General features: G+C 46.7%; 16 protein-coding genes. 10 read left to right on the top strand and 6 right to left on the bottom strand.

What is annotated here, in order from left to right:
* Nucleotides 1–115: 115 nt before the first annotated feature.
* The 3 genes from ttcA to LU290_RS04670 form a co-directional block, all read right to left on the bottom strand.
* Nucleotides 116–1195, bottom strand: a complete 1080-nt coding sequence (gene ttcA / locus LU290_RS04680) for a tRNA 2-thiocytidine(32) synthetase TtcA (RefSeq protein WP_277809385.1) — start codon at nt 1193–1195, stop codon at nt 116–118.
* A 33-nt stretch (nt 1196–1228) separates the two neighbouring features.
* Nucleotides 1229–4102, bottom strand: coding sequence for a bifunctional 23S rRNA (guanine(2069)-N(7))-methyltransferase RlmK/23S rRNA (guanine(2445)-N(2))-methyltransferase RlmL (gene rlmKL, locus LU290_RS04675; protein ID WP_277809384.1), 2874 nt, complete (start codon nt 4100–4102; stop codon nt 1229–1231).
* A 98-nt stretch (nt 4103–4200) separates the two neighbouring features.
* Nucleotides 4201–5388 carry a mechanosensitive ion channel family protein gene (locus LU290_RS04670; protein WP_277809383.1) on the bottom strand — a complete coding sequence of 396 codons (1188 nt, stop codon included), beginning with the start codon at nt 5386–5388 and terminating at the stop codon, nt 4201–4203.
* 30 nt (nt 5389–5418) lie between these two features.
* Here LU290_RS04670 and LU290_RS04665 point away from each other — a divergent pair, with 30 nt between their 5' ends.
* Both LU290_RS04665 and LU290_RS04660 read left to right on the top strand, forming a co-directional pair.
* Nucleotides 5419–5559: a hypothetical protein gene (locus LU290_RS04665; RefSeq protein WP_277809382.1), complete on the top strand. Its 141-nt coding sequence runs from the start codon at nt 5419–5421 to the stop codon at nt 5557–5559.
* Between the two features lie 221 nt (nt 5560–5780).
* Nucleotides 5781–6683, top strand: a complete 903-nt coding sequence (locus tag LU290_RS04660; RefSeq protein ID WP_277809381.1) for a LysO family transporter — start codon at nt 5781–5783, stop codon at nt 6681–6683.
* A 126-nt stretch (nt 6684–6809) separates the two neighbouring features.
* Here the strand turns inward: LU290_RS04660 and fumC are convergent, their stop codons facing one another.
* Entirely contained in the window at nt 6810–8201 is a 1392-nt protein-coding gene (gene fumC / locus LU290_RS04655) for a class II fumarate hydratase (RefSeq protein WP_277809380.1), read from the bottom strand.
* A gap of 165 nt (nt 8202–8366) precedes the next feature.
* On the opposite strand from fumC, the gene LU290_RS04650 reads away from it, so the two are divergent.
* Nucleotides 8367–8933 carry a 5-formyltetrahydrofolate cyclo-ligase gene (locus LU290_RS04650; protein WP_277809379.1) on the top strand — a complete coding sequence of 189 codons (567 nt, stop codon included), beginning with the start codon at nt 8367–8369 and terminating at the stop codon, nt 8931–8933.
* Between the two features lie 129 nt (nt 8934–9062).
* The gene (locus LU290_RS04645) at nt 9063–9596 is read left to right on the top strand and encodes a hypothetical protein (RefSeq protein ID WP_277809378.1); all 534 of its coding nucleotides are present in this window, start codon (nt 9063–9065) and stop codon (nt 9594–9596) included.
* 79 nt (nt 9597–9675) lie between these two features.
* On the opposite strand, the gene LU290_RS04640 is transcribed toward LU290_RS04645, so the two are convergent.
* Together LU290_RS04640 and pdxA are read right to left on the bottom strand one after the other, a co-directional pair.
* Nucleotides 9676–10041 carry a hypothetical protein gene (locus tag LU290_RS04640; RefSeq protein ID WP_277809377.1) on the bottom strand — a complete coding sequence of 122 codons (366 nt, stop codon included), beginning with the start codon at nt 10039–10041 and terminating at the stop codon, nt 9676–9678.
* A gap of 102 nt (nt 10042–10143) precedes the next feature.
* Nucleotides 10144–11244 carry a 4-hydroxythreonine-4-phosphate dehydrogenase PdxA gene (pdxA, locus tag LU290_RS04635; protein ID WP_277809376.1) on the bottom strand — a complete coding sequence of 367 codons (1101 nt, stop codon included), beginning with the start codon at nt 11242–11244 and terminating at the stop codon, nt 10144–10146.
* 114 nt (nt 11245–11358) lie between these two features.
* On the opposite strand from pdxA, the gene dnaB reads away from it, so the two are divergent.
* From dnaB to putA, 6 genes are all read left to right on the top strand, one after another.
* Entirely contained in the window at nt 11359–12801 is a 1443-nt protein-coding gene (gene dnaB / locus LU290_RS04630) for a replicative DNA helicase (RefSeq protein WP_277809375.1), read from the top strand.
* Between the two features lie 356 nt (nt 12802–13157).
* The gene (alr, locus tag LU290_RS04625) at nt 13158–14279 is read left to right on the top strand and encodes an alanine racemase (protein WP_277809374.1); all 1122 of its coding nucleotides are present in this window, start codon (nt 13158–13160) and stop codon (nt 14277–14279) included.
* A gap of 130 nt (nt 14280–14409) precedes the next feature.
* On the top strand, nt 14410–15330 hold the full coding sequence (gene argF, locus LU290_RS04620) for an ornithine carbamoyltransferase (protein WP_277809373.1): 921 nt from the start codon (nt 14410–14412) through the stop codon (nt 15328–15330).
* Nucleotides 15331–15530: 200 nt separating this feature from the next.
* Complete coding sequence (locus tag LU290_RS04615; RefSeq protein ID WP_277809372.1) at nt 15531–16247, top strand: SIMPL domain-containing protein; 717 nt, start codon at nt 15531–15533, stop codon at nt 16245–16247.
* 145 nt (nt 16248–16392) lie between these two features.
* On the top strand, nt 16393–17475 hold the full coding sequence (locus tag LU290_RS04610; protein WP_277809371.1) for a L,D-transpeptidase family protein: 1083 nt from the start codon (nt 16393–16395) through the stop codon (nt 17473–17475).
* Nucleotides 17476–17780: 305 nt separating this feature from the next.
* Nucleotides 17781–21362, top strand: a complete 3582-nt coding sequence (gene putA / locus LU290_RS04605; protein ID WP_277809370.1) for a bifunctional proline dehydrogenase/L-glutamate gamma-semialdehyde dehydrogenase PutA — start codon at nt 17781–17783, stop codon at nt 21360–21362.
* Nucleotides 21363–21760 lie beyond the last annotated feature (398 nt).

Genomic DNA, 21760 nt, shown 5'->3' with positions numbered 1-21760 from the left:
TTGCCCTTGCATGACATAAACTCATGCATGGCTTATGTATGAATAGTGCAATCCAGCGCATACCACACTTAAATAAAAACTGGGCAAATCATCCGCCCAGTTTTTATTTTGCCAATCATAAGACAGGATTGATCACAGGGATTTTGTTATCTTTACTGTCTTTGTCCTTGTCGTATTTTGGGTTGTAGGTCTGCACTTCTGGATTGACAGGCAGACCCATCTCGTCCAGTTTGTCCGCCACACCCACTTGAATGTTATCGCCTTCAAACAGCCGCTCGTCACTGTTGCGGTCAAGGTTTAGGTTTTCAAAATCAAACAGCTCACGGTCGGCAAGCTGACTTGGGGCAACATTTTGTAGTGCCTTAAACATGCTGGCAAGGCGTTTTGGGTGTGCCTTGTCCCATTCTCTAAGCATGTCATTGATCATCGCTCGTTGCAGATTTTCCTGAGAGCCGCACAGATTACACGGAATGATGGGGAATTTTTTGTAATTGGCGTACTTGATGATGTCTTTTTCGGCGACATAAGCCAGCGGACGAATCAAGACATTTTGCTTATCATCGCTCAGCAGTTTTGGTGGCATGGCTTTTAGGCTACCACCGTGGAATAAATTCAAAAAGAAAGTCGCCAAAATATCATCTCTATGATGTCCGAGCGCCACTTTGGTCGCCCCAATCTGCTTGGCAAAACCATACAGCGAGCCGCGGCGAAGTCTTGAACACGCCGAGCAATAAGTTTTGCCTTCTGGTACGACTTGCTTGACGATGCTATAAGTGTCTTTTTCCAAGATATAATAGGGAATGCCCTGCTCGGATAGGTATTTTGGCAAGACTTCTTCTGGGAAACCAGGCTGTTTTTGGTCAAGATTGACCGCCACGACATCAAAATGAATTGGTGCAATTTTCTTTAAAAATAGTAAAATATCCAGCAAAGTAAAGCTGTCTTTACCACCAGAAATGCACACCATCACGACATCGCCATCTTCGATCATCTTAAAATCACGAATCGCCCACGAGACTTCTTTTCTTAGCTTTTTTTGTAGCTTTTTAAAGCGAGCGGATTTGATACCGTCATCAAAATCATGCTCATCATCATCGCCATCGTCATCTAGGCGTTCGCCATCAGCAAACGCCTGCACGATTTCTAGCTCGTCTGCATCTAGGCTTAGTGGCTGTTTTTCTTGCATGGTCATCATCAATCTCTCAATTTTAATATGCTATTTATATGCTTAAGTTTTTGATTTTACGGTGTATTTTTTTGGCTTAGGCGTAGTATCTGCCATAGTCTCCATCGGCATGGCGACCAGCTTGCCATCAATTTTCTCATAACGCACTTTTTGCACAGGCTTATCATTGGATGATGACTTGTCATCAAACTCACGGCGATGAGAGACAAATTGGGCTGATTTATTGACGCCATTTTTGGCAAAGTCTTTTTTGCCAAAGCCATGATGATCACGGTCTTTTTTGCCAAAATCTTTTTTACCATCTTTTTTATCAAGGCTCTTTTTAAAGTCTTTGGACGAAGTTTTTGGGCGATCATGATTCACATGGCGATCGCCGTAAGTTTTGCCTTGACGACCATCTTTGGCATAAGACTTGCTCTCTGCTTTTTTATCAAATACTGGCTTGGCTGAAAACTGAGCTTGTCTGCTTGCCGATTTGTCAGCAAAACCACCGTCAAAACGATCCGCCACGCCATCAGCAAATTCAAAATCATCATGCACATCTGCCATGCGTTTTAGGCGATTTTTGTGGCGGATCTCAAAACTTTGATGAATGGGTTTTTTGGGATTAAAATCAAAGCCAATGGTCTTATCGGTGATGCACACCACTTCATAACGCTCGGATAGGCACTCGTCCATCTCAAAACGAGTAAAATTATTACTAAAATACAGCACGCCATCAGCGGTCAGGCGGTTCATCGCACGATTGATGAGTGCGACATGATCTCGCTGCACATCAAAGGTGCCTTTGAATTTTTTGGAATTAGAAAAAGTCGGCGGATCAATAAAAATCACCTCATACTGCTCGGTATTTTCCTTAATCCATTCAAAAGTATCGGCAGCGACAAACTGATATTTTAATTCATCTTGGAAAGTGGCGGTCAAATCCAGTCCATTTAGGGCGAAATTTTGACGACCCCAGTCCAGATAATTGGCGGACAAATCCACGCTCGTTACGCTTTTTGCCCCTGCCATCGCCGCATGAACACTGGCACTGCAAGTATAGGCGAACAAATTTAACACTCGCTTGCCACGACTTGCCGCCGCCACGATTTGACGCATGTTACGATGGTCAAGAAACAGCCCAGTATCCAGATAATCGGTAAAATTGGCATAAAAATAAGCCCCATGTTCTTGCACGACATACATTTTTTTGCGTTTGTTATCGGCATTGGGGTTTTTGGTGTATTGTTCGTTGCCAAGCTGTCTGGCACGAGTTTTGATGAACACATCTTCACGAAATACGCCCAGCACTTCACGAACGCCATTTAAGACCAAATTAAAACGAGCCTTGGCAACATCAGCAGGGATTTGCTTGGGCGGTGCGTATTCTTGCACATGGACTTTGTCGCCATAAATGTCAATGGCAACATTATAATTTGGCAAATCAGCGTCATAAGCACGCAGATTGCTCACGCCATCGGCTTTGGCAAGTTTTTTTAGGTGGGCAAGATTTTTTTGTAGGCGGTTGATGAACTCTTGAGAATCGTCATTGATGACTTCTCGCTTTTCAAAACGCTCAATCAGACTGGGCTTGTCCGACAAATCCATCGCCCCATGACGAAAATACACCGTCAATGCCCCGTTATGACAACGCAAAGTCGCAGGCTCAACAATCGGTAGCGTATCCACATACTCCACATGACTGCCAAGCACCGCCAAATCTGCACGCACCACGCCTGCACGCTTTAGCCCATCTACCGCAGACAGCCCCAAGCCTTGATATAAAGGCTTGATAAAATCGCTCTCGCCCAGTCGCTCGCCATAAGGTGGGTTGGTGATGATGAGCGGATATGTCGCTTTCATGTCAGCCAGCGTATGTTTTAGGGCGGACAAAGGCTTTTGTTGTAGGCTGATTTTTGACGCAATCGGCGCAAGCCCTGAGGCAAGCAAGTTTTGATGGCACGCATGAACCGCCGTAGCGTCAGCGTCTGATGCGATGATGGTCGGCATGGTGTCGCTCAGTTTTTGCAAATTGGCATGAAATTCATCACTGGCACAACTGACCAGCTCTTGCCACAGCGTATCATCGTGATACTGCCAATGATAAAAACCAAACTCGCTGGTGGTTTTATCCAGACCCACAGGATAATTGGCGCGCATGAGAAGCGCCTCAGTGATAAAAGTCCCCGAACCACACATCGGATCAATCAGAGCATCATGACGACCTGTGTGCCAGCCTGCCTCATACAACAGTGCCGCCGCCAAGTTTTCTTTGAGCGGTGCTGCGGTATTGACCACACGATAGCCACGGCGGTGCAAACTTGTACCAGACAAATCCAAAAACAGCTCGGCAAATTTATTATTCGCCGCCGCAAAAATATGAAAATCTGGCGTTTTAGAGACATCAGGACGAGCGCCCAATTTTTTATTAAAAGTGTCAGCAATCGCATCTTTGATACGCAAAGTGGCGAACTGCTGATTGACCGTCATGCGTTTGTCGGTGGATAGGCGAATGGCAAAAGTATCATCAAGCCCAAAAATCTGCGTCCAATCATAACGAGCGGCAAAACGATACAACGCCTCTGGCACATCCTCATCAATGATTTGAGTGTCTAGCGTACGAGTGATGGCACGCCCTTGGCTGTCTTTGGAAATTTGGTTGGTGGTGGCTTGTTTTTGTTTGAAATGGTATTCGCCAATGGGCAAAAGCACACGGCTCGCCACACGACTATACAGACAAATGTGATAAAACTGAGCCAAATTCAGCCGTGCCAAAATACGACCTGCACGAATCAGCTCGCCCTTAATGCCAAAGCCGTCCAGCTCAATCAACAAGGCATTTTCAAGCCCATCGGCACAAGTGATGACAAGCTCAAAATCATTGACATCAAACTGGGCAAACGGATGGGTTAATACAGGGGCGGTGTGACTCATAGTTTTTCCAAAAGCAGGCAAATCAAACGGATTATTATAGCACAAATCCGCCAATTTCAGGGGAATTTTGGCGGATTTGTTGAGATTTTGTGGTTTTATCAGTTTTTGCGCTCGGCAAGCTCAATATTCTCTTCGATGCCATCATCAGTGCCCACTGCGGGGGTTGGCTTAATGATTTGTAGTCCATCATCAGGCATGATCAGGCGCATGTGCGGATACGGCGCCTTTATGCCTGCCTCATCCAAGGCGCGCTTGATTTTTTCGGTGATGTTTTCTTTGATGATGGGAATGCGTGCCACCGACACAGGCGCCACCCAAAAACGCACGATAAAATACACGCCATACTCCCCCACCTCACTCACCGTCGCCATCGGTGCAGGGTGCTTTAACACCACTTCGTCTTTGGAAAGTAATTTGACGATGATGCTGCGCGCCTGACTGATGTCCGCCTCCAAAGCAATACGAGCTTTGACATCAAAGCGAATCATCTTTTTGGAAGTCAGATTGACCACCTCAGACGATGAGACGGTGGAATTTGGAATAATAATGATGATGTTGTCACGATCGAGAATCTGCGTGGCTCTCAAAGAAATCTTGACCACTCGCCCCTCTTTATCGCCCAGACGAATCCAATCACCCACTTGAAACGACTGCTCAATCAAAATGGTGATGCCAGCGATGAAGTTTGCCAGAGTGCTTTGGGCGGCAAAACCCACCGCCAAACCCACGATACCAAGACCTGCCACCAGTGAGACGATGTCAAAGCCAAACTGCGCAAGCACACTGGCAAACACCAGCACCAGCACCACGACCAAAATCATGTTTTTGAGCAGCTGCTCGATGGAGGCGTTCAGCTCGTAGTGCTTCAACACACCGCTTAGCATTCGACCTGAGGTCGCCCAAAGCACATAATAAAAGCCCGCCCACGCCGCTGCCTTCGCCGTCGCCTTGACCGTGTCCGCATGAAAGCCGATCTGCATCATCACCGCAATCAAGCTCGTCACAAACCACACATAGCGCAGCACCGCACGCACAATGCGCATGCCACGATGCGACACATGCAAAAACCGCTGGGTGTGCTTGACACAATAAACAAGCAGCCAATAAACAAAGCCAATCAAAGACAGCAAAATGAGAATCTTTATCATCGTCGCTGCCAAAGACAGCCCACGCTCCGCCCAGTTTAGGGTCTGATCGTCCAATGACCCACCCAAAAACAAATACACGCTTTGGTAAAGGTCGTTTAAAATCTTATCAAAAAACTGAATCACACTTTGACTGTTCATAGGGCTGACGGTGGCGTTTGTTGGGCAATAATGTTACAATTAGCAAAAATGAGCAAATGCTTATCAAATCAAGCCAAAATCTGCGACAAATTCGCCCATGCCATGCACGGCGAAGACGCACTCATCAGACTGCTGATGACTGGCGGTGACTGGTGGCAAAATCAGGCTTGACTATCATCATCGCACACCCCACAACCGCCAAAACAGCGGAAAAAGACAAGCGCTAATGATATGTGTTATTTTAACAAACTTATTTGCAAAAATACGCTTTTATTTTTGAAATATTGAAATATTTTGGGTTTTTTATAAAAATGTTCAAAAATGCGATCTGTGGCGAAGGCATCGTCATTTCGTCCGCAAGGTGAGCGCACTGGCATAAAGACAGACTGACAATGAATGGATTGATTACGCTCATTTTGATTTTAACGCCCATGTTCATAGGCTTTGCCCTGCCTGCCCATCAAGGCTTGGTCAAGGCTGCTGAGCGTGCGCTTAATTACTTGATTTATTTGATCTTGATTGTCATCGGCATTGAGCTTGGGCTGGTCGATGATTTGGCACAAAAAGTCGGTGAGATTGCTTTGTATTTAAGCACGCTGGTGGTGCTTACAATCAGCTTTGGCTTGGTGGCGCTGTGGCTGTTTGACCATCGCAGCCAGACTCGCACACACGCCCCACACACCAAGACCAAAATCAGCCTAGGCGGCAGTCTGGTGCAGCTTGGCTGTCTGGCGCTAGGCTTTGTGATGGCAAGCGTGCTACCTGCCTCTTTTCTACCTCCGCAAGGCAGCACCACCGCCTTACTCATGGCGCTGCTTTTTTTGGTGGGCATCAGCCTAAAAGGCGCAGGCGTCACCCTAAAAGAAGCAATGCTCAACAAAAAAGGCGTGCAGATCAGCCTTGTCTTTATGGCGGCGACTTTGTTATCTGGCGTGGTTTTTGCGCTCATTTTTGAGAATGTCTCCATCACCAAAGGCTTGGCGCTGTCCTCTGGCTTTGGCTGGTATTCGCTCTCAGGCACAGTCATGACGGATGCTTATGGGGCGGTTTGGGGCAGTGTGGCACTACTCAACGACCTCACCCGAGAGATTCTCGCCTTGATTTTCATCCCCTATGTCATGCGCCATTCATCATCGGCGGCGATCGGACTTGGTGGCGTCACCAGTCTTGACTTCACCCTACCTACGCTCACCGCCTCAGGTGGCACGCAAATCATTCCCACCATCATCAGCTTTGGCTTTATCACCAATGTCATCTCGCCGATTTTGATGGTGTTTTTTAGCGCCCTTGGCTAAATTTTTTGGCGATTTTATAAAAACAACACTAAGAAAAAATCTAATAATAAAGGGGCGAAAGATTGTACGCCCCTTTTTATGATGGATTTTATCTGCTGTCTTTAAATATCCTTGTTATCCACCGCTTTATCTTGGCGACACCATCTGCTCTGGACGGACAATTTCGTCAAATTCATCGCCTGTCAATAAACCAAGCTCAATCGCTGTTTCTTTAAGCGATTTGTCGTTTTTATAAGCGGTTTTTGCCACTTTTGCGGCATTTTCATAGCCGATTTTGCGATTTAAAGCCGTAACAAGCATCAGCGAATGATGCAGATAATAATCAATTTTTTCACGATTTGGCTCAATACCTACCGCACAATGCTCATCAAAGCTGTTGATGCTGTCCGTCAATAGGCGAATGGATTGGAGCAGATTATAACCAATCACAGGCATATAGACATTGAGCTCAAAATTACCGCTCGCTCCTGCCATCGTGATGGTCGTATCATTGCCGATGACCTGACAGCAGACCATCGTCATCGCCTCGCATTGTGTGGGATTGACCTTACCCGGCATGATGGACGACCCCGGTTCATTCTCTGGAATACGAAGCTCACCCAAGCCACATCTAGGACCACTTGCCAACCAACGAATGTCATTGGCAATTTTATTTAGGCTTACCGCCAAAGTCTTTAATGCACCACTGGCGAACACTTCGGCATCACGAGCCGCCAGAGCCTCAAATTTATTCGGTGCGGTGACGAACGGCAAGCCTGTCAATTCTGCCAGCGTTTGAGCGGATTTGACGGCATAATCTGGGTGGCTGTTTAGCCCTGTGCCGACTGCCGTACCGCCCAGTGGCAATTCGCAAAGCCCTGTCAAAGCCTGACCGACACGCACCAGTGCATTGTCAAGCTGACACACATAGCCACTAAATTCCTGCCCCAGAGTGAGTGGCGTGGCGTCTTGTAAATGCGTGCGTCCAATTTTGATAATATCATTAAATTCTGCCGATTTACGGCTCAAAGTATCACGCAATCTGGTAATCGCTGGCACTAATTTGCCCTCAATCTCCACCGCTGCCGCCACACGAATGGCTGTCGGAAAGCTGTCGTTGGTGGATTGGGCGTGATTGACATCGTCATTGGGGTGCACTGGCTGATAGCTGCCTTTGGCATTGCCTACAATTTCATTAGCACGGTTGGCGATGACTTCGTTCATGTTCATATTAGACTGCGTGCCAGAGCCAGTTTGCCAGACCATGAGCGGAAATTGGTCGGACAATTTGCCGTCTAGCACCTCATCGCACGCCTGCACGATAAGCTTTGCCTTATCCTCGCTAATGCGTCCCAAGCCGCCGTTAGTCAGGGCTGCCGACTTTTTGACCAATGCCATCGCACGAATGAGTGGCACGGGCAAAGTCTCGCCACCAATCTTAAAATTCTCACGACTTCGCTGAGTCTGAGCGCCCCAATAGGCATCGACAGGGACAGCAATTTCACCCATCGTGTCTTTTTCAATGCGAGTATTTGTCATAAAATGTTCCTTTTTTAAAAAGATGGTTAAATTTTTATCAAAACAGGGTTAAAATGCAAAGCTAAAATGGCAAATTCAAGCAAAACCGCCATCATTTAGCTACTATAACATCATCAAGCTCAATTTTCAATCAAAAATAATTCTCATTATCAAAAAAGGACGAACATGGATAACATCGCCCTACGCCAACGCATACGCAAACAGCGTAGAACCCTAAGCCACGCACAGCGCAAGCACTCATCATCGCTTGCCAGTTTGCATTTACCAAAACTTGCCAAACTCTTACCAAAAAATGCCAACATCGGGCTGTATTTGGACGATTTTGGCGAATTGCCGACCGCACCCATTCTCAAATTTTGCCAAAAACACGGCTTTATGCCCTACCTGCCCATCACAGCAAAGAACAAGCCCTTGACATTCGCCCCGTGTTTTTATGATCTTGGCAAAACACCGCTCAAACGCCACGCACTTGGCATGAAAGAGCCATTTTACAAAAACATCATTAAAATCAATCAGTTAGACTGTATCATCTGCCCTTTGGTGGCGGTAGATAAACAGGGCAATCGGCTGGGCATGGGTGGTGGATTTTATGACCGCACCTTTACCACTTTTAAAGGTCTAAAAGTGGGCTGGTGCTATGATTTTCAGGTGGTAGAAAGACTGGCGGTCAATGATTGGGATAAAGGGGTGGATATCGTCATCAGCGATGGTGGCGTGATAAGAGTGGGCTGATGTTAAGAAAAAATCTAATAAATTTAATGGGTTGTGTCATAAATGTTGAGTTTCGTGCCAGAGTTCAATCTGCCGAACTGGCAAAAATCACCCACATTAAAAATTCGTTATCCAACAAGGTAAATTATCATGTCAAACCAAGAAATTCACCCGCCATTCTTTGATCGGGACTTGAATGAAATCAAGCCACTATTTAATCCAACAGAACAATCAGTCAAACTGCTGTATGATTTTTTAAAAACTTATCATAGAGATATGCGTGATGAATTGTTTGTCAGGGCTGGCTACAGCAAGCTAGAATTTCCTTATGCTGTTGATTTTACCGATGATGATTTGGGGCTTGAAGCCAATTATTGTGAAGTGGTAATTCCATTGTTGCTACAAAGCTATTGTGCAATAGACGATACGCTTATCTTCTTTTCCGATTCTGAAAAAAAAGGAACAGTCATCATTGAAACACTTGAATGGTATACTCCACCGATGATTGCCGAAACCCCTTGTAATGCTGAATATTATTACATGTTGCTTGGCGATTTTATGGGTGCTCTTGCTACTGATAATCATACCGAGTTTTGCGTGATGACGAGTTCACAAAACTTATTTTTATTCGCTGCCAATCCAGATTATATCATTGCTTATGCAAAGCCCTGTAAGTTGGGTTGAGCCTGAGAAACCCAATAAAATCAATAAGTTATATCATAATGCTGGGTTACGCTATCGCTAACCTAAGCCCGCATGGACTTTATTTAATTTCAATATATGTAGGTGTAAAGTTAAGATATAAACCTGTTTTAAGATCATGGGCAAATTGGTAAATCAACCACAACTTTTGCAAAGCCATATTATTTGGATTATCAAGAATAACCTCATTCAAGATTTTACCAAATACCTCAAGCTGGCTATAAAAAATTAATTCATCTTCATAATCATCTACCAATATTTTCAATTGCTGACTTATTTTCTTAAATAAACCTGTTTGAAATAGAGAATCAAATTCAGATTCTCCAATAATTATCTCAATCAATTCATCATCTTGACTAATATCGTAATTCAATCTAATTAAAGCATCTACAGATATAGGTATGTAGATTTTTCTGATTACAGTCATACTTTCATTATCTCCCTACCTTAAAAATTTGCAACTGCATTACGCTCAGCTTGTAAGTCCGTAGGCTGAACCCTGCTTGCAAACCCTAACAAACCCAACCCCCTACACCCCACCCATCATCTCACACGCCACTTTTATCGCCTGTCTTAGACTGCTACTGCTCGCCCTACCTGTACCTGCCAAATCCAGTGCCGTACCGTGATCCACCGAAGTGCGAACATAGGGCAGACCTAGCGTGATATTGACCGTATCGCCAAAGCCGTGCGATTTGAGCGGAGATAGCCCTTGATCGTGATACATGGCGATGATGGCGTGTGCCTGAGACAGATATTTGTCCGTAAAGAGCGTATCGGCAGGCATGGCAAGGCTGATGTCCATACCCTTATCAATGAATTTTTGTAGTGTGGGATTTATGATATTCATCTCCTCATCGCCCAGATGACCATCCTCGCCTGCGTGCGGATTTAGACCGCACACCAAAATTTTAGGAGATAAAATGCCAAATTTATTCACCATTTCGTCATGAGTGATTTGCACCGTTTGGCGAACTTCCTCTGGCGTGATGGCATCAGCCACTGCCCTTAGGGGAATGTGCGTGGTAACGAGTGCCACACGCATTTTGGCATTGGCAAGCATCATCACCACCTTATCACAGCCTGCCTTTTGCATAAAATACTCGGTATGTCCGCTAAACATCTGCCCATCATCAAGACAAATTCCACCATCAATCATCACCGATTTTTGAATCGGTGCGGTAACAATCGCCCCAATCACCCCAAGACTTGCCAAAGTATGAGCCAAATTCAGTTGGCGTTCAACCATCGGTGCATTCTTTGTGTTTAATTTCCCTGCAATGACTTTGTCATGACAAGGTATGTTAATAATAAAGACACCATCACGATGTCTTTGTGTTGCATGGGTGATATTTTCGGTCAAAGCCTCATCGTCATTGATGACGGTAAATGCTGGCAAAGCATCAATCACGCCAACAGCCAACAGCGTTTTTGCCCGCTCGCCAAAAGCGGTCGCATCGGCGGTGATGAATAGCGGTTTTGGCAATTCATCTTGATGATGGCACAGCACATCAATGACAATGTCCATGCCAATACCAGCAGGCTCGCCTGTGGTGATGAGTAGTGGTTTTGTGTGGGCAAATGGGACGGTGGGCGTGGCTGCAAGTGCGATGGAGCTTTGGGCGGTCATGATGATTTTTCCTTGATGATTTTATCGTTTTGATAAATAAATTTTACCATTTATCGGTGGATTTTTGTGCTAAAATTTACCGCCAACAATAAAAAACTTTGACCAAAATAAACCATGAAAAACGACACTTTAACCAAAAACAAAACCCAAGAGCATGACAAATCCACCGCCAGCACAGACGATTTATTAAGCCTACAACCGCCACACAGCATTGAGATTGAGCAGGCGTTGCTTGCGTCTTTGATAAGCATTGATGAATCATTTGAAAAAATCGACAGTATCATCACAGACGATGATTTTTATGGCGAGCGACACAAGCACATTTTTCGTGCCATCACGCATTTATCCAGAGTCAATCAGCCTTATGACAGCTTGATGGTGTATGATTATCTAAACACCCAAAACCTGCTGAACGCCGCAGGGGGCGAAGAGTATTTGATGCAAATCAACCAAAGCCCTGCCACCATCTTTAACCTTGTGCCTTATGCCGAGCGTGTGCGTGAATTTTCGGTGTATCGCCAGCTGATTAAGTCTGCCAATAATATGCTCAATCTTGCCTATCATCCAAAAAAACAAACGGTGAGCGAGATTTTGGACATCGTAGAAGCGGACATTTTTCGTATCAACGAAAACTACACCAGTGGCGTGGGCAAACAAGGTGTGCAAAACATCACCGACATTCTGCAAAACATCACCAATCAGCTTGCCGAATTAAAGGCGCGAGACGGCTCAATGATTGGTCTGCCGACACCCTTTGAAGAGCTGAACAACAAAACCCAAGGACTACAAAAAGGCGATATGATTGTCGTGGCGGCTCGCCCATCCATGGGTAAGACGACTTTTGCAATGAACCTTGCTGAGTCGGTGCTGATGCAAGGCTTGCCAGTGGTGGTGTTTTCTATGGAAATGCCTGCCGAAGCCATCGGTACTCGTATGCTGTCATCACTAGGGCAAATCAACCAAACCAACCTGCGTTCTGCCAACATGAGCGAGCAAGAATGGGCACAGCTTTCCACCGCCATCACCATGCTCCAAGACACGCACTTGTATGTGGATGCTCGCAACAACTTACCGCCGACCGAGATTCGCTCTGCCTGTCGCCGCATCGCCAAAAACCACCCAGATACAGGCTTGGGCATGGTCATCATTGACTATTTGCAACTCATGAAAGTCCCCGGCATGGAGAATAACCGTGTCGGTGAGATTGGCGAGATTAGCCGTAGCATCAAGGCACTGGCTCGTGAGATGAATTGCCCTGTGGTGGCACTCTCTCAGCTCAACCGTAGCCTTGAACAACGACCCAATAAACGCCCTGTGATGTCGGATTTGCGTGAATCTGGGGCGATTGAACAAGATGCCGACCTCATCATGTTCATCTATCGTGATGAAGTGTATAATAAGGACAAGGCGGACAATAAAGGCTTTGCGGAAATCATCATCGGCAAACAGCGTAACGGCCCGATCGGCACAGTGCCACTACGCTTTGAAGGGCAATTTACTCGTTTTAGCAATTTCATCGCAGGTCATGGCATGCCTGATGACTATGAAGAAGAGTAAATGACCGCCGAACCCAGAAATTTTTGTGTTATGGTCTTTGGAGCGAAAAATATTTCGCCCCTACTACAAATGACAATCCTACAAGCAGTCGTAGCCTATGTAGGGTGGACTATGCCCACCATTTAAGGTTTGATACGCTTTTAATGAAAGCAGTCGTAGGTTGGGTTGAGCAAAGCGAAAACCAACAAATTCAAAGAGTTACACTTAAAAGTTTTGGGTTATGCTCAGCCCCTAGCCTACAAAATTTTATGGGGCGAAAAATATTTCGCCCCTACCATATCAATGATAATCCTACGAGCAGATTTGTACGCTCAGACTTCATAAAACCCAACAACCAAATTTTAACCACAAAAACCATGCGAAATACGACCATCACCATCAATCAAACCGCCTTAGCCCACAACCTAAGCACCATCAAACACACCCTAAACCCAGACCGCCCTGCCAAAGTCCTAGCGATGGTCAAGGCAAATGCCTATGGGCATGGCATATCTCACACGCTGTCAGGGCTTGGCGAGGCGGATGCATTTGGGGTGGCGTGCATGAGCGAGGCTTTGGAAGTGCAAGAGGTTTGCCAAACGCTTGACATGGACAAGCCCATTGTGCTCATTGAAGGCGTGTTTGGTTTTGACGAATGGCAGCTGGCACGAGAACACGGCTTTGGCTGTGTGATTCACAACACCGCTCAGCTTAATTTTGCCATCAAACACCCTGCCAAGCCAGACAGCTTTACACGCACCGTTTGGCTTAAATACAACACTGGCATGAACCGCTTAGGCTTTGATAAAGACGGCGTGATTTGTGCTGCCAAAGCCTTGCACCAAGCAGGCTACAAGCTGATTTTGACCAGTCATTTTGCCTGTGCTGATGAACCAAACCACCCCATCACCGCCAAGCAAATCGCGCGTTTTGACGAAATTTTGCACATACTAAGAACAGACATTGATACAGACATTCAAGCATCGCTGTGCAATTCGGCAGGGATTTTTAGCCAGCCTGATTGCCATCATGACTGGGTGCGTGCTGGCATTGCCTTATATGGTGGCAAGGCGGTGGCAGATCGCACGGCTTATGAGCTAGGATTACGCCCTGCGATGACTTTTGGTGCGTCAATTTTTGCCACACATCAGCTACGCACAGGCGAGAGTGTCAGCTATGGCGGACTTTGGACGGCGGATAAGCCCGCCCAGATTGGCGTGCTAAGTGTCGGCTATGGCGATGGCTACCCGCGTGTGGTCAATGGTGCTAAGGTATTGATTATTAAGGAAAATCAGCCTTACTTTGTGCCGATTATTGGGCGAGTGGCGATGGATACGATGATGATTGACATCAGCGATTTATCCTTAAATGTGGGTGATGAAGTCCTGCTTTGGGGCGATGGTTTGCCTGCTCATCAGGTGGCAAGCTGGGCAAATACCATTGACTACGAGCTGTTTTGTAAAACAACCAACCGACCGACCAGACGGACTGTGGTGTGATGGCAGACCTGATGCAAATTGGCAAGCGCATTGGCACACATTGGCAATTAATTACAAAAAGCCATTGTCAATATTTGTAAAATTTTGCTATACTGAAATTTTTTTCACTCATTAGCCGAAGGAACCTGCCATGAGCGTTCGCCACTTTTTAACCTTGCTTGATTTGTCCAAAGATGAACTTAAAGGCGTGATTGCCCGTGCGTCTGAACTTAAAAAAATGCAACGCGCAGGCGAGATTTATCGCCCTTTTGTTGGGCGTACGCTTGCCATGATTTTTGAAAAATCAAGCACTCGCACCCGAGTTTCTTTTGAAACAGGCATGGGACAATTTGGCGGTCAAGCCCTGTTTTTGTCGCCCAACGACACGCAGCTGGGTCGTGGCGAGCCGATTGAAGATTCGGCACGAGTCATCAGCTCAATGACCGACATCGTCATGATCCGTACCTTTGCCCATCAAAAAGTGCAGACTTTCGCCGAATATTCAAGCGTACCTGTCATCAACGCCCTAACGGACGATTATCACCCTTGCCAGCTGCTTGCGGACATGCAGACCTTTTTTGAGCATAAAGGCGACATCAAGGGCAAGACCGTCACTTGGGTGGGCGATGGCAACAATATGTGCAATTCTTACATCTTGGCAGCTGAGCAGTTTGATTTTCATCTAAACATTGCCACGCCAAAAGGCTATGAGCCAAATGCCAAGCTTGTCGCCAAATACTCCCATCGCTTGACCTTGACCAACAGCGTGGCGGATGCGGTCAAAGATTCACACCTTGTCGTTACCGATGTCTGGGCAAGCATGGGGCAAGAAGCCGAGCAAAAACAGCGTGAAAAAGACTTTACAGGTTTTCAAATCACACCTGCCCTGCTAGACACCGCCGATAAGGAAGTGTTGTTCATGCACTGCTTGCCTGCACATCGTGGCGAAGAAATCAGCCATGATTTATTGGACGACCCCCGTTCGGTGGTTTGGGACGAAGCAGAAAATCGCCTGCACGCCCAAAAAGCCTTGATGGAATTTTTGCTAAAAGACAAAATCAAACTAGACTGATTGCCCATCTTTATCCATCATTGGCAGACGCACCTTTTTTGGTGCGTTTTTTTATTACAAATCTATAAAACACGCCACAAATACCATTTACAAAGCACGGCAATTTTTACGCAAAATTACCCACCCCATCGCCAAAATTTCTTATAATCAAGCGAGAATAACCAAGCCAATTTTTACCGATTGTAATTTGGAAAAACAACATGAATACACACAAACACACCTTCAAGCGCCTTGCCGCTGCTTTTGCGATTGGCTCACTACTGACTAGCACAGCCGCCATCGCCAATGACAACCACGCTTACAATCGCATCAGTTTTAGTGTCAGCGCCAAGCAAGAAGTCGCCAACGACGAAATGCGTGCTCGCCTAAGCAAAACCACTCAGGCAAAGACCGCCAAAGAAGTCGCTCAAACCCTAAACAGCGCCATCAATGACGCACTCATCATCGCCAAAAAATACCCAGAAGTAGTCGTTGAGACGGGTCGCCATAGCACCTACCCGCGCTACAACACCAACAACACCATCACAGGCTTTACAGGCTCAGCATCCATCGACATCAAGAGCCAAAACTTTGAACAAGCCAGCCAACTGATTGCCGACTTGCAGGCAGCCTTGACGCTTGAAGATTTGTCATTTAATGTCTCATCCAAGACCAATGACGACATCAAAAAACAGCTCACGCTTGATGCTGCCAAACGCTTTCAAGAAGAGGCAGTCACCATCAGCCAAGCCTTTGGTGCCAAAGACTTTAAAATCGTCTCTGTACAGCTTGGCAATGACAACAGCTACTACGCACGCCCTGTGGCAATGATGGCGATGGCAAAAGACGCCAGCGCAGGCATTGATGTGCCAAACTTTGAAAGTGGCAAAACCACGCTTGGCTACGATGCCAGCGGCACGATCGAGCTGATCAAATGATCGCTTTCATGCAGTGAGGTCTTATGACAAATGGTTACCTGATGGCATTAAAAGCGTCATTGAAGTGGTAAAATTTTCACTTTTAAGAGATGCTAAATTATGCTATCATGGTGCCATTTTTAAGTGCAACCAAATTGGCAATCTTATGACACAGCATACAAAACTTATCAGCAGCGCTCTACTGTCTTTTTCATTGGGATTTAGCGGTCTTGCTTTGGCAAACGATGCACAGACCGACGGCGACATCGTCGATGGCGAGGTGGTGCAAGCCACCGAAAGCGCCGACAGCAGCACGATTAACAGCATTGAGCAAGGCGGCAGACGCACCACCACGGTCAATCTGTCTGACTACGCCAAGCAAGTCAATGTCTCTACTTGGTCACCAAACATGAAAGTCAATACCGCCATGACGGTCAAGATGCAAGCATTATTAGACTGGAATCACGCAAGTCCAGGTCCGATTGATGGCGGTTGGGGCATGAACAGCAAAAAAGCGCTGATCAACTTCCAAAAAATGCACAATCTTGAAGCCACAGGCAAGATGGATGAAGCAACTTGGGCAGCGCTGACTAAGAACATCGACCCAAATCAGCCTGTCTTGGTGTCTTATACCATCACCAAAGAGGATGTCAAGGGTCCTTATAAGGCACTGCCAAGCGATGCTGAGGCAAGATCTAAGCTCAAAGCACTCGGCTATGAGAGCATTGAAGAGATGCTTGGTGAGCGCTTTCATATGGATGTCAAATATCTCAAAAAGCTTAATCCAAACAAAAAATTTGCCGAAGGTGAGACCATCACCGTCATCAATACAGGCAAGCCTGCTGCTGAGCGTGTGACTCGTGTCGTTGCTGACCGCAGCGAAAATGTGCTGTACGCCTACAACGGCGATAAACTGGTCGCCACCTACCCAACCACCGTCGGCGGCTCAGCCAGCTCCACCCCTGGCGGCAAATACAAAATCATCAATAAAGTGAAAATGCCACACTACAAGGCTACCGTCAATCGTGACAGCGATAACAAAAAACACTTTATCCTGCCACCTGGTCCAAACAGTCCTGTTGGCGTGGTGTGGATGGGTCTAAATAAGCCAAGCTACGGCATTCATGGCTCGCCTGTACCAGAGGGCATCAGCCGTCAAGCATCGCTTGGCTGCATTCGTCTGACCAACTGGGATGTCTTAGAACTACACGCCAACATCCAAAACGGCGCAACCGTCGAAATTCGCTGATGTTTCACTCATTGCTTTATGTAGCCAAAAGTTTAGCTTTTGGCTACATTTTGTTTGCACTTGTAAAATACATCGATTCAATCGCATAAGATGAATTTACATAGGTTAATTTGTATGGGCATTACATGGATAAATCGCATGTAAATCGCATGGACAAACCACCCATCAATTTTTGCCTATCAAACACCCCAAAGACGCACCAAGCCCTGACCGCTTTTAGAATTTTTCAGATGGTGTTATAATACGCATTTACAATAAATAACATTTTTAACACTCACCTACCCATCCTTTTTAAGGAATCTAAGATGTTCCAATTTGCCCACACCCAAAGCCCACTTCGTGATGCCATCACGGCAGCCTATCGCTTAGACGAACCAACCGCCGTCAAAAATCTTGCCAGTACGCTGGATTTTGACGCCGCCCAAAAAGACGAAATCCGCACACTGGCACACCGACTTATCACGCAAGTGCGTGCCGATCGCAGCAAATCATCAGGCGTCGATGCGCTCATGCAGGAGTTTTCTTTATCTAGCGAAGAAGGCGTGGCACTCATGTGTCTGGCAGAATCACTACTACGCATTCCAGACACCGCCACTCGTGACAAACTGATCCAAGACAAGCTGTCTGATGGCGACTGGAAAAGCCATGTGGGCAACTCCCCTTCAATGTTCGTCAATGCCGCCGCTTGGGGCTTGGTGCTGACTGGCAAACTGACTCAGCCTACCAATGACGGCTTGGGCGCTGCGCTGACCCGCATTCTCCAAAAAGGCGGCGCACCTTTTATCCGCGCTGGTGTCAATCACGCCATGAAAATCTTAGGCCAGCAGTTTGTTACTGGGCAAACCATTGAAGAGGCGCTGGCTAATGGCAAAGAGCGTGAAAAATTAGGCTATCGTTTTAGCTTTGACATGCTGGGCGAAGCGGCGATGACTGCTGCTGACGCTGACCGTTATTATAACGACTATGTTACCGCCATTCATGCCATCGGCAAAGACGCCAAAGGTCGTGGTGTCTATGATGGCAACGGCATTTCGGTCAAGCTATCCGCCATTCACCCACGCTATGTGCGAGCCCAACATGACCGAGTGATGAAAGAGCTTTTGCCACGCTTAAAAGCCCTGTTCGTCCTTGCCAAAGAATACAACATCGGTCTAAACATTGATGCCGAAGAAGCCAACCGCCTAGAATTGTCCTTGGATTTGATGGAAAAATTGGTATCAGATCCTGATTTGGCAGGCTTTAACGGCATTGGCTTTGTGGTGCAAGCCTACCAAAAACGCTGTCCTTATGTGATTGATTATCTGATTGATTTGGCTCGCCGCAACAACCAAAAACTGATGATTCGCCTTGTCAAAGGTGCGTATTGGGACAGCGAGATCAAATGGGCGCAAGTGGATGGCATGGACGGCTACCCTGTTTATACTCGCAAAGTACATACCGATGTGTCCTACCTTGCTTGCGCCAAAAAACTGCTCGCTGCTCAAGATGCAGTTTTCCCACAATTTGCCACGCACAACGCCCAAAGTCTTGCCACCATTTATCAGATGGGCGAAGGCAAAGATTTTGAATTTCAATGCTTGCACGGTATGGGCGAGACGCTTTATGACCAAGTGGTTGGCGAGAAAAATTTGGGTCGCCGTGTGCGCATTTATGCCCCCGTTGGCACGCACAAAACCTTGCTTGCCTATTTGGTGCGCCGCTTGCTTGAAAATGGTGCAAACTCATCGTTTGTCAATCGCATCGTTGATGAAAAAGTCAGCATTGATGAGCTGACTGTCTCGCCACTAGATGACATTGACATCAATAACATCACCACCAACCCACTGACACCAAAGCCACGCCACATCTATGGCGAGCGTCATAATTCTTATGGTTTGGATTTGTCCAATGAGCATGTCTTGGCAAGACTTGAAGCCAACATGAACGCAGCCACGCAAATTGACTTTAATGTCAGCTCTTTAACTTCCATCGCTGTTCAGCACCAAAGCGCTCACAGCGTCAAAAACCCTGCCGATCACAGCGACATTGTCGGTCAAGTATCATTCGTTGAGCCAACTTGTATCCCTGATGTCATCACCGCAGCGATCAACGCCCAAAACAGCTGGCAGGCGACCACGCCAAGTGAGCGAGCTGCCATTTTACGCCGTTTTGCCGACTTGATGGAAGAGACGCCACGCATGGCACTACTGATGATGGTGGCGGTGCATGAAGCTGGCAAAACCTTGCTCAACTCAATCGCCGAAGTGCGTGAAGCGGTGGATTTTTGCCGTTATTATGCCGATGAAATTGAACGCCTAAATCTAAACAGCCCAGTAGGTACGATGGTGGCGATCAGCCCTTGGAACTTCCCATTGGCGATTTTTGTTGGTGAAGTGGTGTCGGCATTGGCAGCAGGTAATACGGTGGTTGCCAAGCCTGCTGAGCAAACCTCCATCATCGCTCATTTGGCGGTCAGCTGGCTACACGAAGCGGGCGTACCTGCCGATGCCCTACAACTGGTGCTGGGTGCAGGCGATGTTGGTGCAGCATTGACAAGCGATGCTCGCATTGATGGCGTGATTTTCACAGGCTCAACCGATGTTGCCAAACGCATTAACAGCATTTTGGCACAGCGTACGGACAATCCAGTTCTCATCGCCGAAACTGGCGGTATGAATGCGATGATTGTCGATTCCACCGCCCTGCCAGAACAAGTTTGCACCGATGTGCTTGCCTCCGCCTTTGATTCGGCAGGTCAGCGCTGCTCAGCACTGCGTATTTTATGCGTCCAAGAAGACATTGCCGATCATATGATTGAGATGATCAAAGGGGCGATGGATGAGCTGGTGGTTAATAATCCTGCTGATTTGGCAACCGATGTGGGACCTGTGATTGACGCTGAAGCCCAAGAAAACCTGCTAAATCACATCAACACCCTAAAACAAACCGCACCATTCCACGAAGTAAAAGTTCGCTCAAACAGCGAAGGGACTTTTGTGGCACCGATCATGTTTGAATTACAAAACCTAGCACAGCTTAAAAAGGAAGTGTTCGGTCCTGTATTGCATGTGGTGCGTTTTGCGGCACATCAATTGCACGATTTGATTGAAAACATCAACAAAAAAGGCTTTGCCCTAACACACGGCATTCATAGCCGTATTGATGGCACGATTGACGACATCACCAGTCGCATTGAAGCAGGCAACATCTACATCAACCGCAACATTGTCGGTGCGGTCGTGGGCGTACAGCCGTTTGGCGGTCATGGCATGAGCGGTACAGGTCCAAAGGCAGGCGGTCCATTCTATCTACAACGCCTAAGCCGTCTGAGCACTTGGCACACACCACAAGTGCATACGCCCGCCCAAATTCATGAAGACGCACTAAACCGTGTGCTGACTGTTGCTAATAAACTTGGGCTTGCCTCTGATGAGCTATCAACACTCAACCAAGCGGCAAACCATACCAGCAAGCATTCTTTAAACGGTGCATCAGTGACTCTGCCTGGACCGACTGGCGAGCGTAACACGCTGTCATGGAGATCGCCGCACGCTGTCAGCCTATACGGTGGCGATGTCCTTAACACCATGCAAGCACTGGTACAGCTGTCTGCCAATGGCATTCAAGCGGTCATCACGCCAGACCATGTGCTTGCCGCTCACGCTGATGAGTTTGGCGAGTGTGTGCTGGTGGCAGAGCAGGCAGGTGCGGACAAAAACAGCATCGTCATCGCCTTAGAGCCAATGCCAGTGGCAGAGCGGGTGCGCCTGTCCTCACTAGATGGTGCGATTCGCCGTGTGATTGACGCCATGCATGGTCTGGACATCACTCGTCTATACCATGAAGTCAGCCAAAGCTACAACACCACCGCCGCTGGTGGCAATGCCAGCCTGATGGCAAGTGCTTAATACATGCCCAAAAACACGCACTCACATCTGGGTGCGTGTTTATTTTTTAAAATCAAGCAAAACCAATCAAACATCGCCATTTGATTGAAAAAATAATACAAAAAATTTTTTAAAACTATTGACAAGCCTCTACCCCTTACCACCCCTAGCCTTGCCAAATTCACAAAAACTCATTCATAAATCTGCAGAAAAAACAAGCTAGTTTTTTAAAAATTTTTAGGCTATATTGTGTTCATTCATCAGTAGGCATCTAGATGTAGTGATGAGCGATCAAATATTTTTTGGAATCAAGATTGCCAGCATCACGCGTCTAACTGCTTGAAAATCCGTTATTTTTGCTTGTGCTATGCACAAATTGACACAGCTTGACGACGATTTCATCATCCACTCATCATACG

This window comes from Moraxella nasibovis (genome assembly GCF_029581575.1).
GTDB classification, from domain to species: Bacteria; Pseudomonadota; Gammaproteobacteria; order Pseudomonadales; family Moraxellaceae; genus Moraxella; species Moraxella nasibovis.
Note: the sequence above shows the minus strand (reverse complement) of the source record. Positions and strands in the feature narration are given on the sequence as shown.

Excerpts from the sequence above, each read along its gene's own strand:
- ttcA (WP_277809385.1), bottom strand. The coding sequence starts at position 1,195 with ATGATGACCATGCAAGAAAAACAGCCACTAAGCCTAGATGCAGACGAG.
- rlmKL (WP_277809384.1), bottom strand. The coding sequence starts at position 4,102 with ATGAGTCACACCGCCCCTGTATTAACCCATCCGTTTGCCCAGTTTGAT.
- LU290_RS04670 (WP_277809383.1), bottom strand. The coding sequence starts at position 5,388 with ATGAACAGTCAAAGTGTGATTCAGTTTTTTGATAAGATTTTAAACGAC.
- LU290_RS04665 (WP_277809382.1), top strand. The coding sequence starts at position 5,419 with ATGTTACAATTAGCAAAAATGAGCAAATGCTTATCAAATCAAGCCAAA.
- LU290_RS04660 (WP_277809381.1), top strand. The coding sequence starts at position 5,781 with ATGAATGGATTGATTACGCTCATTTTGATTTTAACGCCCATGTTCATA.
- fumC (WP_277809380.1), bottom strand. The coding sequence starts at position 8,201 with ATGACAAATACTCGCATTGAAAAAGACACGATGGGTGAAATTGCTGTC.
- LU290_RS04650 (WP_277809379.1), top strand. The coding sequence starts at position 8,367 with ATGGATAACATCGCCCTACGCCAACGCATACGCAAACAGCGTAGAACC.
- LU290_RS04645 (WP_277809378.1), top strand. The coding sequence starts at position 9,063 with ATGTCAAACCAAGAAATTCACCCGCCATTCTTTGATCGGGACTTGAAT.
- LU290_RS04640 (WP_277809377.1), bottom strand. The coding sequence starts at position 10,041 with ATGACTGTAATCAGAAAAATCTACATACCTATATCTGTAGATGCTTTA.
- pdxA (WP_277809376.1), bottom strand. The coding sequence starts at position 11,244 with ATGACCGCCCAAAGCTCCATCGCACTTGCAGCCACGCCCACCGTCCCA.
- dnaB (WP_277809375.1), top strand. The coding sequence starts at position 11,359 with ATGAAAAACGACACTTTAACCAAAAACAAAACCCAAGAGCATGACAAA.
- alr (WP_277809374.1), top strand. The coding sequence starts at position 13,158 with ATGCGAAATACGACCATCACCATCAATCAAACCGCCTTAGCCCACAAC.
- argF (WP_277809373.1), top strand. The coding sequence starts at position 14,410 with ATGAGCGTTCGCCACTTTTTAACCTTGCTTGATTTGTCCAAAGATGAA.
- LU290_RS04615 (WP_277809372.1), top strand. The coding sequence starts at position 15,531 with ATGAATACACACAAACACACCTTCAAGCGCCTTGCCGCTGCTTTTGCG.
- LU290_RS04610 (WP_277809371.1), top strand. The coding sequence starts at position 16,393 with ATGACACAGCATACAAAACTTATCAGCAGCGCTCTACTGTCTTTTTCA.
- putA (WP_277809370.1), top strand. The coding sequence starts at position 17,781 with ATGTTCCAATTTGCCCACACCCAAAGCCCACTTCGTGATGCCATCACG.